General features: G+C 63.4%; 11 protein-coding genes. 7 read left to right on the top strand and 4 right to left on the bottom strand.

Annotated elements, in window-relative coordinates:
- Positions 1-165: 165 nt before the first annotated feature.
- Together fetB and QMX97_RS19685 are read right to left on the bottom strand one after the other, a co-directional pair.
- On the bottom strand, positions 166-957 hold the full coding sequence (gene fetB, locus QMX97_RS19690) for an iron export ABC transporter permease subunit FetB (RefSeq protein ID WP_106803279.1): 792 nt from the start codon (positions 955-957) through the stop codon (positions 166-168).
- Positions 954-1,631, bottom strand: a complete 678-nt coding sequence (locus QMX97_RS19685) for an ATP-binding cassette domain-containing protein (protein WP_065904175.1) — start codon at positions 1,629-1,631, stop codon at positions 954-956. Before QMX97_RS19685 ends, fetB begins: the two co-directional genes overlap by 4 nt.
- Positions 1,632-1,762: 131 nt before the next feature.
- Between QMX97_RS19685 and QMX97_RS19680 the strand changes: the two genes are divergently transcribed.
- The gene (locus QMX97_RS19680; RefSeq protein WP_106803277.1) at positions 1,763-2,839 is read left to right on the top strand and encodes an aldo/keto reductase; all 1,077 of its coding nucleotides are present in this window, start codon (positions 1,763-1,765) and stop codon (positions 2,837-2,839) included.
- A 198-nt stretch (positions 2,840-3,037) separates the two neighbouring features.
- Positions 3,038-4,234: a DUF1835 domain-containing protein gene (locus tag QMX97_RS19675; protein ID WP_282397436.1), complete on the top strand. Its 1,197-nt coding sequence runs from the start codon at positions 3,038-3,040 to the stop codon at positions 4,232-4,234.
- Here the strand turns inward: QMX97_RS19675 and QMX97_RS19670 are convergent.
- Positions 4,220-5,332 (bottom strand): catalase family protein, encoded by a 1,113-nt coding sequence (locus QMX97_RS19670; protein ID WP_282397435.1) that lies wholly within the window; start codon positions 5,330-5,332, stop codon positions 4,220-4,222. The two genes, QMX97_RS19675 and QMX97_RS19670, sit on opposite strands and share 15 nt — an antisense overlap.
- Before the next feature lie 235 nt (positions 5,333-5,567).
- Between QMX97_RS19670 and QMX97_RS19665 the strand changes: the two genes are divergently transcribed.
- Complete coding sequence (locus QMX97_RS19665) at positions 5,568-7,868, top strand: FdhF/YdeP family oxidoreductase (protein WP_282397434.1); 2,301 nt, start codon at positions 5,568-5,570, stop codon at positions 7,866-7,868.
- On the opposite strand, the gene QMX97_RS19660 is transcribed toward QMX97_RS19665, so the two are convergent.
- The gene (locus tag QMX97_RS19660; RefSeq protein ID WP_262134116.1) at positions 7,869-8,390 is read right to left on the bottom strand and encodes a chemotaxis protein CheY; all 522 of its coding nucleotides are present in this window, start codon (positions 8,388-8,390) and stop codon (positions 7,869-7,871) included.
- 204 nt (positions 8,391-8,594) lie between these two features.
- Here QMX97_RS19660 and QMX97_RS19655 point away from each other — a divergent pair, with 204 nt between their 5' ends.
- From QMX97_RS19655 to QMX97_RS19640, 4 genes are read left to right on the top strand one after another with little or no spacing between them, the layout of a single operon-like run.
- Positions 8,595-9,281: a molecular chaperone gene (locus tag QMX97_RS19655; RefSeq protein ID WP_240435242.1), complete on the top strand. Its 687-nt coding sequence runs from the start codon at positions 8,595-8,597 to the stop codon at positions 9,279-9,281.
- A 23-nt stretch (positions 9,282-9,304) separates the two neighbouring features.
- On the top strand, positions 9,305-10,288 hold the full coding sequence (locus QMX97_RS19650) for a fimbrial protein (RefSeq protein WP_120449113.1): 984 nt from the start codon (positions 9,305-9,307) through the stop codon (positions 10,286-10,288).
- Positions 10,289-10,345: 57 nt separating this feature from the next.
- Positions 10,346-13,144, top strand: a complete 2,799-nt coding sequence (locus tag QMX97_RS19645) for an ATP-binding protein (RefSeq protein WP_106805626.1) — start codon at positions 10,346-10,348, stop codon at positions 13,142-13,144.
- Positions 13,131-14,324 (top strand): EAL domain-containing protein, encoded by a 1,194-nt coding sequence (locus QMX97_RS19640; protein ID WP_065904201.1) that lies wholly within the window; start codon positions 13,131-13,133, stop codon positions 14,322-14,324. The genes QMX97_RS19645 and QMX97_RS19640 overlap by 14 nt, the downstream gene beginning before the upstream one ends.
- Positions 14,325-14,353: the final 29 nt, after the last annotated feature.

The following is a 14,353-nucleotide window of genomic DNA, read 5'->3' as shown; positions in this document are numbered from 1 at the left end:
CCCCGCGTTGGAGCGCGAAGCGGTCCCAATAAGACCGCCGCATTCCGTCAGACACAATGCGGTGGATGGTTTTAGGGCGGCTTCGCCACCCAACGCGGGGCAAGCCCGCTCACCACAACAGGCCCGCTCGCCACAACAAGCGTGCCCACAACAACCAGCCCGCACTCAGCGCTCTTGCAACCGATCACGCAAAAACCGGTGGCTGGTGGAGAACAACCGTCGGTAGGTGAGCAGCACAGCACCCACCGTGCCCAGCGCCGACGATGCGGCGATCAGGAACATGATCACGATCTGATACCGCACCGCATCCACCGGGCTTTCCCCCGCCAGCACCTGGCCGGTCATCATGCCAGGCAGGCTGACGATGCCGACCACGGTCATCTGGTTCAGCGTCGGGATCATGCCGGCGCGCACTGCCTGGCGGATCGCTTCCTGCGCGGCTTCCCAACGCGAGCCGCCGAGGGCGAGGATCATCTCGATGGTGTTGCGGCCCGAGGTCAGTTCCTGGGTCATGCGCTCGATGCCCAGGGACACGCCGGTCAGGGTGTTGCCGAGGATCATTCCCAGGATCGGAATCGCGTACTGCGGCTCGTACCAGGGATGGATGCGAATCACCGCGAACAGCCCCACCGCCGTCACCAGCCAGGAACTGCCCCACACCGACAGGATGCTGTCGACGCGCTGCCCGCGATACGTGCGGCGTCCACGGCCGGCGGCCGAGAGGCCGGCAATCAAGGTCATCGCGCACATCAACGGCAGCACCACGTACCAGTAGGCAAACTCGAACACCCATCCCAGCAGGTAACCGATCGCCAACAGTTGCACCACGGTGCGTACCGCCGCCCACAGCAACTGTCGGCCCAGGCCCAGGCGCAACAGCACTGACAGCGCGCCATTGATCAGGATCAGCGAGGCGGCGATGCCCATGTCCAGGGCCGTGAGGTTCTGATAATTCATGGCTGGGCCGCTCCATCCAGCACGCCTGCGCTCATCTGCAAGTGGATGTCACTCATGCGCCGGGCCTGGTCGAGATCGTGGGACACCCAGACATAGGCGCGCGCGTTGTCCGCGGCGAACCAGGCGTCGATAAGCGCTTCGACGTCACGCGAAGATGCCGGGTCGAGGGCGGCGGTGGGTTCGTCCAGCAACAGCACTTCGGGGTCGAGTTGCAGGGTGCGGATCAGCGACACCACCTGGGATTCACCGCCGGACAAGTCCAGCGCGTGCTTGGCCAGGAAGTCCGGCGCCTTGCCCGCATGCTCCAGCAGCGTGATGACTGACGCGCGGTCAAAGTGGCGCTTGCGCAGGGTCTTGAGGCTGAACGGGAAACGCAGGTTGTCTTCCACCGTGCCTTCGAGCAGCGCCGGGCGTTGCGACAGGTAGCTGATGTGGCTGCGGTAGTGGGGAATCTGCGCATTGGCGATCGGCTGGCCGTTCCACAGGATCTGCCCCGAGGTCGGCGTATCCAGCAACGCCAGGGCGCGCAGGAATACACTTTTGCCGGAGCCGGACGAACCGGTGATCGACACGCGGTCGCCGGCGTGCAAGGTGAAATCCGTGGGTTGCAGCAAGGCCACCTGGCGGCGTTCATCCACGCGCGTGAGGGCGCGGGTTTGTATCAATGCGCTCATGGACGCGGGGTTCCTCGTAAATCCTGCCAGACGCAATGGTGCGGCACACGCAGGAAGATTTCATGAAAAAATTCAAACTATCGCCAGCCACGTCGTTCACACCTTCACGTGCAACGTAAACAGGAGGCGACATGCAGTACCGACAACTGGGCCATTCCGGCCTGCTGGTATCCGAAATCATCCTGGGCACCGTGCCGTTTGGCGGTCGTGCCGAGTTCGAAAAATGCGGCTCGGTGGACGTGCCCCAGGCCAAGCGCATGTTCGACATCGCGTTCGACGCCGGGGTGAATATGGTCGATACCGCCGACCTCTACTCCCACGGCCTGGCCGAAGAAGTGGTCGGCAAGGCGTTGGGCGACAAGCGCAACGACATCCTGCTGGCGACCAAAGGCCGCAGCCCGGTGGACAAGAACCCGAACAACTCCGGTTCGTCGCGCTACCACCTGATTCGCGCGTGCGAAGCCAGCCTGAAGCGCCTGGGCACCGACCATATCGACCTCTACCAACTGCACAACTGGGACGGCATGACGCCCATCGAGGAAACCCTCGAAGCCCTGCGGCTGCTGGTGGGATCGGGCAAGATCCGCTACTTCGGCACCAGCAACTTCACCGCCTGGCAAATGATGAAAACCCTGGGCAAAGCCGAATTGCACGGCATGCTCAAGCCCATCACCCAGCAGATCTACTACACCCCGGAATCGCGCGAGGCCGAGTATGAGTTGCTGCCACTGGCGCTGGACCAGTCCATCGGCACCCTGGTGTGGGGCCCGATGGGCGAAGGTTTGCTGACCGGCTCGACCCGGCGCGGACACCAGCCACCGGCCAATACCCGCCAAGGCAGCGGCTGGCCGGAACCCTACGTGCATGACCAGGAGCGCGCGCTGGATATCATCGAAACCCTTGCTGCCGTCGGCGACGAGCATGGCGTCTCGGTGGCCCGCACATGCCTGGCCTGGCTCAAGGATCGCCCAGGGATCACCTCGTTGATCGTCGGCGCACGTACCGAAGAACACCTGCGCGACAATCTTGCGGCAACCGAACTGAAGCTCACTGAGGAGCAATCCTCGCGCATCGAGGCCGTGACCCGTCGCCAGCCGTTGTACCCGTACTGGCACCGGTTTACTGCGGGCATCGACCGTTTTGACCCGGCAGAACAGCCGTTCCTGGCCGAGCATCAAAAGACCATGGACGCACGCAAGGATAAGTAAACCGGCCTGAATGTGGGTGCGGGCATACCCGCGCCCACATCTTGAGGGTTGCAGTGAACGGCGATGCTGCCTATATTTCCCGCCTGGCGCTCTCTACGCCACCTTCCGCGGAAAGGGCTGCGCCCAAGACACTGCAACCTCCTTTTTTTCTACGACTCCCCAGCCTTAAAGCGGAAAAGGTCTGTGCAAGGAGATCGTATGTCCCAACACTTCAACACCGATGGCCGCCTCAACCTTGAGCAGCAGCGCAAGCGCGCCAAGGAACTGTTGCCGCGCCTGAAAACCCAAGACCCGAACGCGACTTTGTCTCAGGCCCAATGGACGATTGCCAAACAGCTGGGCTTCAGCAGTTGGCCCAGGCTCAAGGCGCATATCGATGCCATCGACTTCGCCGCGCAGCACCCCGACTTCACCGCCAGCGATGAAGCGCGTACCACCCATTGGCGCTGTGGCAATGACATCGCCCATAGCCTGCAACTGGCCGGGTTCAAGGGGCAGTTCCGGATGCTCACCGACCCGTTATGCATGGGCCCGGTGCGTGATGTGCCGGATGAAACATTCCGCGCGCTGCGCAGCGCCTTCATCAGCCAGGCCTTTGCCTTGGACCACGTCGAAACAGCGCGCCGCGTGGACGATGAATACCAACAGCTGAATGCCTTGGCCGGCGCCGATCACAGCGTGCTGTGGTGCGAGGCGGACGCCTATGACCAGCTGTTCCTGGTCCGCACACTGGCAAGTCTGGAACACGCGCCGCGCAAGCTGGAGCTGATCGAGGTGGGCCGCATTCCGGGCGTCGAGCGCTTCATCGGCATCGGCCAACTGGCGCCTGACGTCCTGGCGTGGCTATGGCCGCAGCGCCGGCTGATCGACGATGACGCGGTGCAATTAGCCAGACAGGTGTGGTCGGCGTACTGCGACAACTCGCCCGTCACCCTCGCCGAACTGGCGCACGGCAATCACCCTTCCCTGCCCTTTCTCGCGCCGGCGCTACTGCGTCAGTTGCAGGAGTTGCCCAGCCAGCACAACGGTCTGTCACTCACCGAACAGTTATCGCTGAGCTACATCGCCGAGGCTGGACCGATGCCTTTCGGCCGGGTGTTTGCCGAGTTGATGGCCAAGCGTGAGCCGCTGCCGTTCCTGGGCGACATGATGTTCCACGCACTGCTGCGCCCGTTGATCGACGCCGAGCAGCCGTTGCTGATCGAGACCGGCACCGACCAGCCATGGCCTCGCCGCCCGTTGGCGCTCACCGCGTTGGGCCACGCGGTACTGAAGGGCGATGCCTATTGGCTGGACCATGCCAGCGACGTGCGCTGGGTTGGCGGCGTGTGTCTCTCACCCCGCCAGCCGCATTGGACGCTGGATGATCAACGACGGCCGTTATGGCGTAGCTGACGGCCGTGGCTCATGGATCGGGCAGCCGTTGTGCTCGGCCCGGAACCCGGACGACATCTCATAAGCAGGCTTGCGCACCCGCATCACCCCGCCCAAGGGCCGATGCGCCGCCAGCCCGTGCCACGGGCTGAAGGCCATGCCATCGTCGATCTGCTGCACATTTTCCGGGCTCCAGGCCGCTTGCGGTGCAAGGTCGATGCGCGCCACGGTCACATACGGGCTGAGGTCTTCAGGCCACTGCACCGAGGCGTCCTCGATGGGCATTTTTTCCAGGTCGGTGGCCAGCTGGACGCGCACCTCCCAGCTGCCGCCGCTTTGGGCAAAGTAGGCCTCGACCGCTGCACGCAGGCCATCGGGATTACCGCCGAAATCCACGTGCAGGTCGGTCAGCGCCGTCAGGTTAGACGACACCGGCACCACCGCGACCTTGGCGTAGTAAGGCCCGTAGAGCATCGGCACGACGCTGGAAAAACTCTCGCCAAGGATATGCGTCTGCGGGTGGCCGCCCAGGCTCTTCAGGGTACCGCTTTCACCACCGAGCGACTCCAGCGTCGCCTCCACGCCGCGCAGCACTGCCGACAAGGCTTTCTTCATGCCGGGGGCCTTGTCGGTAGTCTTGGCCAATAACTTCAGGGTCTTGAGGAAATCCTTCGGCGTCGCGGCGGTGAAGGCCTTGGCGTTTTGCATGACGAAATCCTGCGTCACCTCGCCATCGCTGCCCGGCAGGCGCGCACCCTCGACGCCGACGATCTTGACCGCCAGCCCGCGCGGGGTGGACACCTTGTCATCGAGGATGTCGCCAGGGTTGGTCGAAAAGCGCATGAACACCGGCAGTGTCACCGGCTTGGCGAAGGCGCCCTGGGCCAGTTCGGCCGGCAGGTTATCCAGCACCGTGATGTGCCCGCGCAACAAACCGTGGGCCTTGGCGTGGACACTGCGGGTGGCGTGCCCACTGTCACGAAACGTGGTCTGCATAATGCCGTGAAGGGCTTCGGCCAGCTCCGCGCTGGTCTGCGCTTCATCATCCGGGATCTGTTCGAAGGACGCTTCAAAGGGCAACGGCGCACGCACTGGATTGACTACAGGTAGGTCGTTCATCAGGTATCTCTCCGCTCGGCATAGGGGTCACGGCAGGCTTTTTTCTAATAGTCAGGCACGCCGGAAAAAATCCAGGCGTGGTGATTCATAGGTCCGGGGCAATCAAATGGATGTTCAACAAATCGGCATGACGTCGGACGAGCGGTGTTCACCTACCGTCCGGAGATCAGCTCGAACCTTTTGCAGCGCGCATTCGTCACAGCCTTATCCCTCCTGATAGCACCCGGGTGCCGCCATGCTGATCTATCCAAAAGCCCACTTTCACCCCTACACCCATGCGAGCGGCGGCTGGGGCTCGGCGCAGTCGGTAATGAAAATCCTGTGGCGCGAGCAGGCTTTCGCCAAGGGCTCGCGGGCGCTGATGAAACAGAACAAGCCGGACGGCTTTGCCTGCGTCAGCTGTGCCTGGGCCAAGCCGGGCAAGCCGCACGCACTGGAGTTTTGCGAGAACGGCGCGAAGGCCACGGCCTGGGAGTTGACCTCGCTGAAGACCTCGCCGGCGTTCTTCGCCGAGCACACCCTCAGCGAACTGCGCCAATGGTCGGATTACGACCTGGAGCAACACGGGCGGCTGACCCACCCGCTGCGCTACGATCCGGCCACCGACCGCTACCAGGAGACCACCTGGGAGCAGGCATACCGCGAGATCGGCGCGCAATTGCAGACGATGCAACCCGACAGCGTGGTGTTCTACGCCTCCGGGCGCGCGTCGCTGGAAACCTCGTTCATGTACCAACTGTTCGCCCGGGCCTACGGCACCAACAACCTGCCCGACAGTTCGAACATGTGCCACGAGAGCACCTCGGTGGGGCTACAGGAAAGCATCGGCATACCGGTCGGCAGCGTGACCCTGGACGATTTCGAACACACCGACTGCCTGTTTTTCTTTGGCCAGAACGTCGGCAGCAACGCCCCACGCATGCTTCATCAACTGCAGGATGCGCGCAAACGCGACGTGCCGATCATCACCTTCAACCCGCTGCGTGAGCGCGGGCTGGAGCGCTTCGTCAATCCGCAGTCGCCGATAGAAATGCTCACGCCGGAATCCACCGTGATCAGCACGCAATACCACCAGGTAGCGATTGGCGGCGATAGCGCCGCCCTGCTCGGCCTGGCCAAGGTGCTGCTGGAGATGGACGACCAGGCGCAGCGCGAGGGGCGCGCGGCGGTGCTCGATCACACCTTTATTGCCCAGCACACCCAGGGTTTTGAGGCCTTCGCGGCGCTGGTACGGGCTTGCCAATGGCAGACTGTCGAGCGCCAGTCCGGCCTGAGCCGCAGCGCCCTGGAGGCGGCCGCGCAGGTGTATGCGCGCAGCGAGCGGGTGATGATGATCTATGGCATGGGCCTCACCCAGCATCGCCACGGGGTGCAGAACGTGCAGATGCTGGTGAACCTGTTGCTGATGCGCGGCAACTTCGGCAAGCCGGGCGCCGGGATTTGCCCGGTGCGTGGCCACTCCAACGTGCAAGGCCAACGCACCGTCGGCATTACCGAAGACCCGAAGAAAGTCCCGGTCGAATTGATCGAACAGCACTTCGGCTTCAAGGTGCCCGAGCAGATGGGCCTGTGCACCGTTGACGCCTGCGAAGGCATCCTCGCCGGGCGCGTGCGCGGTTTTATCGGGCTGGGCGGCAACTTCCTGCGCGCGATCCCGGACACCTCGCGCATGGAGCCGGCCTGGCAGACGCTGCAACTCAACGTGCAGATCGCGACCAAGCTCAACCGCACGCACTTGTTGCCTGCAGCCCACCAATGGCTGCTGCCGTGCCTGGGGCGCATCGAGATCGACCGGCAGAACGGCGTCGCCCAGACCTGGGCCACCGAGGACAGCACCGGTTGCATCCACGGCTGGCGCGGCAGCGCGGAACCGGTCGGCCCACAGGTGCGAGCCGAGGCCAGCATCGTCGCCGGCCTGGCCCTGGCGACCTTGCCGGCCGGCAGCAAGATTGACTGGCAAGGCTGGAGCGCAGACTACTCGCAGGTGCGCACCGCCATTGGCGCAATCTACCCGCAGATCTTCCACGACATGGAAAACCGCATGGCCGAACCGGGTGGTTTTCACCGCCCCATCGCGGTCGCCCGGCGTGAGTGGCTGACCCACAGCGGCAAGGCACAATTTGTGCTGCCCAGCACCCTCAACGAAGACGACGACGTCAACCCCGCGGTGCTGCCACGCGATGTGCTGCAGTTGATGACGCTGCGCAGCAACGATCAATTCAACACCACCATTTATGGCTACGAGGATCGCTTTCGCGGTATCAGCGGCACGCGCGAGGTGATTTTCATGCACCGCAACGACATCGCGCGGCTGGGCTTCGAGAATGGCCAGGGCGTGATGCTGACCACCGCCATAGAGCCGCAGGTCAAGCGCCAGGTGGGGCCGCTGGAGATCGTCGCCTATGACATTCCCGAAGGCTGCGCCGCGGCGTATTACCCTGAATGCAACCCGCTGGTGCCGCTCTGGCACCATGCCGAACGCAGCAAGGTGCCGGCGGCCAAATCGGTGCCGATCCGCCTGAGCCTGGCGGGTTGATCAGCGCTTGGGCGACAGCCCGACCGCGCACGCCACCACCGCCGAATCCTGCGGATAGTGAGCGCGCGGGGCCATCGCAGGCGACAGCAGCCGACCGTCGACGGCGCGCAACATCGGCCGCTCGACGGCTGGCGCGCAATGCTGCGGGTCGATAATTTCCATGCAGCGGCGCAACGAGTTGAAGTCCGGCGACTGCGACAGCGACAAATGCAACGTCTGGCTCACCGACACCGACACCACCGACCCCTGCACGCATTGCCCGTCATAGATCAGCGCGTGGCGGATCAGCGGGTTGTCATGGCAGTACTTCAGCAGGTTGAATGGCCGCGCGCACACCAGTGCGGTGTTGATGATCAACAGGTCGAACGCCACCGTGCCCGAGCGCGTCAAGGCCTGCAGCTCGTCGAACGTGCTCAGCGGGGCGATGCGGTAATAGCCCAGCTGGTTGAGCATTTTCTCGATCTTGATCCGTTGCAGCAGGTCTGCATCGGCAATCAGAAGGCGTAACGCTTTATTGGACATAGGTAAACCTGACAGTTGGGCATCCGCGTCGATCATTCAACGCTGAATACGTTAACCGTCAGCCAGCAAACCTGACTTTAAGGCGATTCTGAAACGGTAAGCCGCTACCCCCACGCATTTTTAAGAATCGCCTCAAAGCCCTCGCACTGCCCTGCCCCTACCATGGGCCGCGTCCCTCACGCACCCCTGGATTCGGCCGTGCTCATGTTTCTACTCAGAATGGTGTTTTTAGCCTGCGCCTTGCTGGCCCTCGCATCACGTCCCGTCAATGCGGCGTTGAAGATCGAGGGCACGCGCCTGATCTATTTCGGCCAGGACAGGGAAGCCACCCTCGGCGTGGTCAACCAGGCGCCGCGTGAAGTAGTGGTGCAGACCTGGATCACCGGCGAGGACGACGCAAGCGGGCGCACCGTGCCGTTCGCCGCCACCGAGCCGCTGGTACAACTGGGCGCCGGCGAGCACCACCGGCTGCGCATCCTGTATGCCGGCGAGGGCTTGCCGACCGATCGCGAGTCGCTGCTCTGGCTCAACGTCATGGAAATTCCGCTCAAGCCGCAGGACTCCAACAGCGTGCAGTTTGCAATCCGCCAGCGGCTCAAGCTGTTGTATCGCCCGCCCGCGCTCAAGGGGGGATCGAGCGAGGCGGTGCAGCAGTTGGTCTGGAGCCGCAACGACGGGGGCAGCGTGACGGTCAGCAATCCCAGTGCATTTCACCTGTCGCTGGTGGACGTGCAGACCGATAGCCAGGCGCTCAGCGACTACCTGTTGCTCAAGCCCTACGAGCGCAAAACCCTGGACACGCCGAGCCCGCTGGCCGCCGGCACCACCCTCCACTTCACCGAAATCAACGATATCGGCCTGCAGGCGCGCCGTAGCGCGCTGCTCAAATGACCGATCGCGGGGTACTTGCACCTATGTCACCGACCAAACGTTTACTGCCCCTGCTGCTGTGGGCCTGCGCCGTGTTGCCCGCCACCAGCCATGCGCTGGCCTGCCGCGAGGACGGCACCAACTCGATCATCACCGAGGAGGCGCTGGGCACCGCGCTGGCGGTGGCTGCCGATGCCCCCAACGGCAGCATCATCTGGGAATCCGGCCCGCGCTCGACCAATGTGATCTGCAAGGACGACTACAACCATGGCCGCGAGGAAGTGTATTTCTACGTCAACCCGGCCAACGTGAGCATCGGCACCGGTATCCGCGTGGGCATCCGTTACAACAACCAGCCGATTACCCAAAGCAGCGGCAAAGTCGGCACCGGGTTCTATTCCGACCGTGGCTGCAACCTGGCCAACTGCGTGGGCTGGGACAAGGCGCGCTTCACCCTCAACTTCAGCGTGTTCATCGAAAAATACGACCCTACCCCACCGAGTGGCCAGGCCAGTACCCTGACCTCTTACCGGGTGTTCCAGCTGGACGGCGTACGCGGTCTCAACTCGCGGCCCAACAGCAACTTCAACTATGTGGTCACCGGCATGAACGGCATCCGCTTCGTGCCCTGCACGCCCGAGCTGACCATCACTCCCAGCGTGGTCAACTTCCCGACACCGTCGCGCAAAGCCTCGATCGGCGAAGTCGCCAGCAGCGCCAACTTCAGCCTGAACCTGCGCAAGGGCTGCGACACGCCCTACACCGTCAGTGCGCGCTTCGCGACCACGGCGGGCGGCGGCAGCGTGAGCAACGGCTTACTGGTGCCGGACAACAACAATTCGGTGGGCATTTCGTTGTCGCGCGCCGAGAGCCAGCAGCAACTGCCGTTCAACGCGTGGTTCACCCTGCAGGAACTGATGGGGCTGGGCCAGAGCCACGATGAATTTCGCGCCGACCTGAAATGGCGCACCCTGCCGCTCCCCGGCGCCTTCGACGCCGCCGTGGTGGTAGACATGTATTACAAGTAGGCGAATTTTAAGGATCGTCTTATGCCCTTGGCGCACGCGGGTCTCTACAGTGCGCCGATGCGATTGAAAAGTTACCTGCTGCAGATCAACCCCGTCCTCTCCCGACCCGAAGCAGCCAGAAGGCTGCTGCGTATTTTTGCGACCGTGCTGCTTATCGGCATCTTCAGCGGGGTGTATACCTTTCTGCTGTCGACCTTCAACAACGACATCTCCCAACGCCGCGGCTACATGAGCAGCGCCATCGCCGAAGCTCACACTTTTTTCACCAACCGCGAGGCCTTGCTCGAAAGCCTCAGCCTCTCGGCAGTGCGCAAGCAGGCGCGGCTCTATCCCTCCTCCGAAGAAGAACAACACCTGCAACTGGGTGACACGCCGGGCAACCAGTGGAGCATCTGGCTGACCGCGCGCATGCGCGACTACCTCAAGGCCAAGCAGGTCAACCTGCTCTATGTGAACACCGGCCCCGAGCCGCAGGTGACGCGCCTGTACGACTCGACCGCGCAAGTGCTGCCGATTTCCAAGTGCCTGCTCAATCGCCTCAAGGCCCTGCAACGCAGCGACCCGTCGACGCTCAAAGAGCTGTGGCTCAGCGACAAGACCGAGCACCACTCGCACCTCTACCTCTTCATCCGCCTGGACGAGCGCGACCCGCGCTCCGGCTGGCTGGGCCTGGAGATGGAAAGCCGCGAGGTGTCCCAGACCCTCAGCGACCAGAGCGCCGGCGAGTTCATGATGCTCAATTCCCAGGGCATGCTGGTGTTCACCAACAGCGACGATGCGCAGTGGAGCCAGCAACGCCTCAAGCCCCAGGAAGACAGCTTTTTCGGCTTTGTCGGCAACGGCTGGCTGCCCGATCACCTGGTGATTCGCAAGCACCTGAAGTCTTCGGACTGGCAACTGATGTACTCCATCGACCTGCACGCCGTGGTCTCCGGGCTGTGGAAGCAGCTGCTCGGTTCGCTGCTGTTCTGCCTGCTCAGCGTGACGCTGATCTGGCTGGTGATGCGCCGTGTCGACCAGCGTTTCATCATCCCCTCGATCCACCGTATCCAGGCGCTGATCGAAAGCGAGGCGTTCGGCCGCGATGTGATCCAGACCGCACCCGTCGCCCTCTGCGTGCTGCGCCGCACCGACGGCCAGGTGGTGCTGGAAAACACCCTGGCCCAGCAATGGCTGGGCCATGGCCCGGAGCGTGAGGCATTGCGCGCTGGCTGGATCGAGCAGGCGTTTGCCGATGACGCCCACGAACACTGCGATTACTTTGAAACCATCGACGGCCGCCACCTGTACCTGAGCAGCGCCCCCACCCGTTATCGCGGCGAAGACGTGTTGTTTTGTGCATTCAGCGATATCAGTGCGCGCAAGCAGGTCGAAGCGGCGCTGGAAGAAGCCCGCCAGTCAGCCGATGCCGCCAACGCGGCCAAGACCCTGTTCCTGGCGACGATGAGCCATGAAATCCGCACGCCGCTGTATGGCGTGCTCGGCACCCTCGAACTGCTGGCCCGCACGCAACTGGACGCCCAGCAGAAGGACTACCTGCACGCCATCGAAGGGTCGTCCTCGACCTTGCTGCAGTTGATCTGCGACGTGCTCGATGTGTCGAAGATCGAGGCCGGGCAACTGGCCCTGGAGTTGAGTGAGTTTTCGCCGCTGGAGCTGGTGCACGAAATCATCCAGGGCTACGCCGCAGCCGCGCAGGGCAAGGGCCTGCAACTGTATGCCTGCTTCGACCCGAAGTTGCCGGAGCGGCTGATCGGTGACGTGACGCGCATCCGCCAGATTCTCAACAACCTGCTCAACAACGCGGTGAAGTTCACCGACTACGGGCGCGTGGTGTTGCGGGTCAAGGTGCTGGGGCGCGACGGCGAGCGCTCGAGTCTGCTGTGGCAGGTGTCGGACACCGGCAAAGGCATTGCCCAGGAAGACCAGGCGATGATTTTCGAACCGTTCTACCAGAGCGAAGGCAATACCAACGTCGTCGCCGGCACGGGCCTGGGGCTGCCCATCTGCCAGCGCCTCACGGAGTTGATGAACGGCAATATCCGCATGGTCAGCGAAATGGGCCTGGGCAGCAGTTTCAGCCTGATCCTGCCGCTGGAAGAAGCGCCCACCCCGCCGATGACCCCGCTGCTGGCCGAGACCATCTACGTGGTCGCGCCGATCCCCGAACTGGCGCACTCCATCAGCGGCTGGCTGCGGCGCTGGGGCGCCCGGGCGCAGACCGGCCTGCCGACGCTGGCGGACAGTCATCTGCTGCTGCAAGTGCATCCGGGCAGCATCGACCCGTCGCTGGCGCCCGAGTGGCCGGGCCCGGTGATCCACGTGAGCAGCAACGCCTGCACTGCCGTGGAAGCCGACGCCGGCGCGTGGCACGTCAACCTCAATCACCTGGCGGCGATTCACCAGGCCGTCAGCCAGGCGCAAGGGCTGTGGGTGGCCCGTAGCGACGAGCAAATACGCCAGCGTGACTTGAGCAAACTCAACCTGCATCTGCTGGTGGCCGAGGACAACATCATCAACCAGCTGATATTGCGCGACCAACTCGAAGAACTCGGCTGCACCGTGGAGCTGGCGGCCGATGGCCAGGAAGCGTTGCAGCTGTACACCGCCGGCAACTTCGATGTGGTGTTGACGGACGTGAACATGCCCCACATCAACGGTTATGAACTGGCGCGCGAATTGCGCCGCCAGGGCTGCCCGTTGCCGATCATCGGGGCCACCGCCAACGCCATGCGCGGCGAGGCCGACCTGTGCCTGGCCGCCGGCATGAACCATTGCCTGGTCAAACCCTTTGCGTTGCGGGCTCTATTCAACTCCCTGGCGCCTTATGCACGGAACACCCATGAAGCCCCTTAGTATTTTGATAGTCGAGGACCACCCCCTGCAGCACATCTACCTGCAGCACCTGCTCAGTGAGTTGGGGGATTTCAGGCTCGAAACCGCCGAGGACGGCAAAGAAGCGCTGGAGCGGCTGCGCCAGCGCGATTTCGACCTGGTACTCACCGACCTGCTGATGCCCGGCATGGACGGCGTGCAGTTTATCCAGTGCCTGGCCAGTCTGCGCTGCAAGCCGGCGCTGGCGATCATGAGCGCGGCGTCGCGGCGCATGTTGATGGCGGCCAGCCTGGTGGCGAAAAACCTCGATGTGGAGGTAATCGGGCTGATCTCCAAACCGGTCGCCGCCGACGCCTTGCGCAGCCTGGTGGACCAGTTGCGCAACCGGGTACGCACGCCCTCCCCCGAACTGCCCGAGCACCTGGACATCGACCGCCACACGCTGGTCCAGGCCATGAGCGCGGGCCAGTTCCAGGCCTGGTTCCAACCGAAAAAATCCCTCGCCAACGGGCGTATCGTCGCCGCCGAGGCCTTGGTGCGCTGGATGCACCCCGAGCAAGGCGTGATGCTCCCCGCCGCGTTCCTGCCGGCGATCAAGGCCTTCGAGCTGGAGGAACGGCTGTTGTGGCTGGTGCTCAAGCAGGCAATCTACGCCCAGGAGCAGTGGCGCCAGCGCGGCTATGAAATCCCGGTGTCGATCAACCTGCCCACCCACCTGCTCAACAGCCACGACCTGGCCGACCGTTTGCTGGAATTCGTGCTGCACCACGACGGTATCCCGGGGATGATCTGCTTCGAGTTGATGGAATGCTCGGTGCCACAGGACATCAGCAACTTCTACGCCGGCGCCTGCCGCTTGCGCATCAAAGGCTTCGGCCTGTCCCAGGATGACTTCGGCAAGGGCTACAGCTCCTACCTCAACCTGGTGTCCACGCCGTTTACCGAACTCAAGATCGACCAGGCGCTGGTCCAGGGCAGCCATGACAACGAAGGCATCGCCCAGGCCTTGGCGAGCATCATTGCGCTGGGCCGCAAACTCGGCCTGACCGTGGTCGCCGAAGGCGTGGAGACGCCCCAACAACTGGCGTTACTGCGCAAGATCGACTGCAACCAGGTGCAGGGTTTCCTGATCTCCCACGCGGTGTCTTCGGATCAATTTCAACAACTTCTGAACAATGATGGCCCTGCGACATCTCACTAGCAGCCGGCCCTGGATTATTTGCTCTTTAA

Source organism: Pseudomonas sp. PS01298 (assembly GCF_029959745.1).
Lineage (GTDB): Bacteria > Pseudomonadota > Gammaproteobacteria > Pseudomonadales > Pseudomonadaceae > Aquipseudomonas > Aquipseudomonas aylmerensis.
This window is presented reverse-complemented; position numbering and strand designations above follow the sequence as displayed.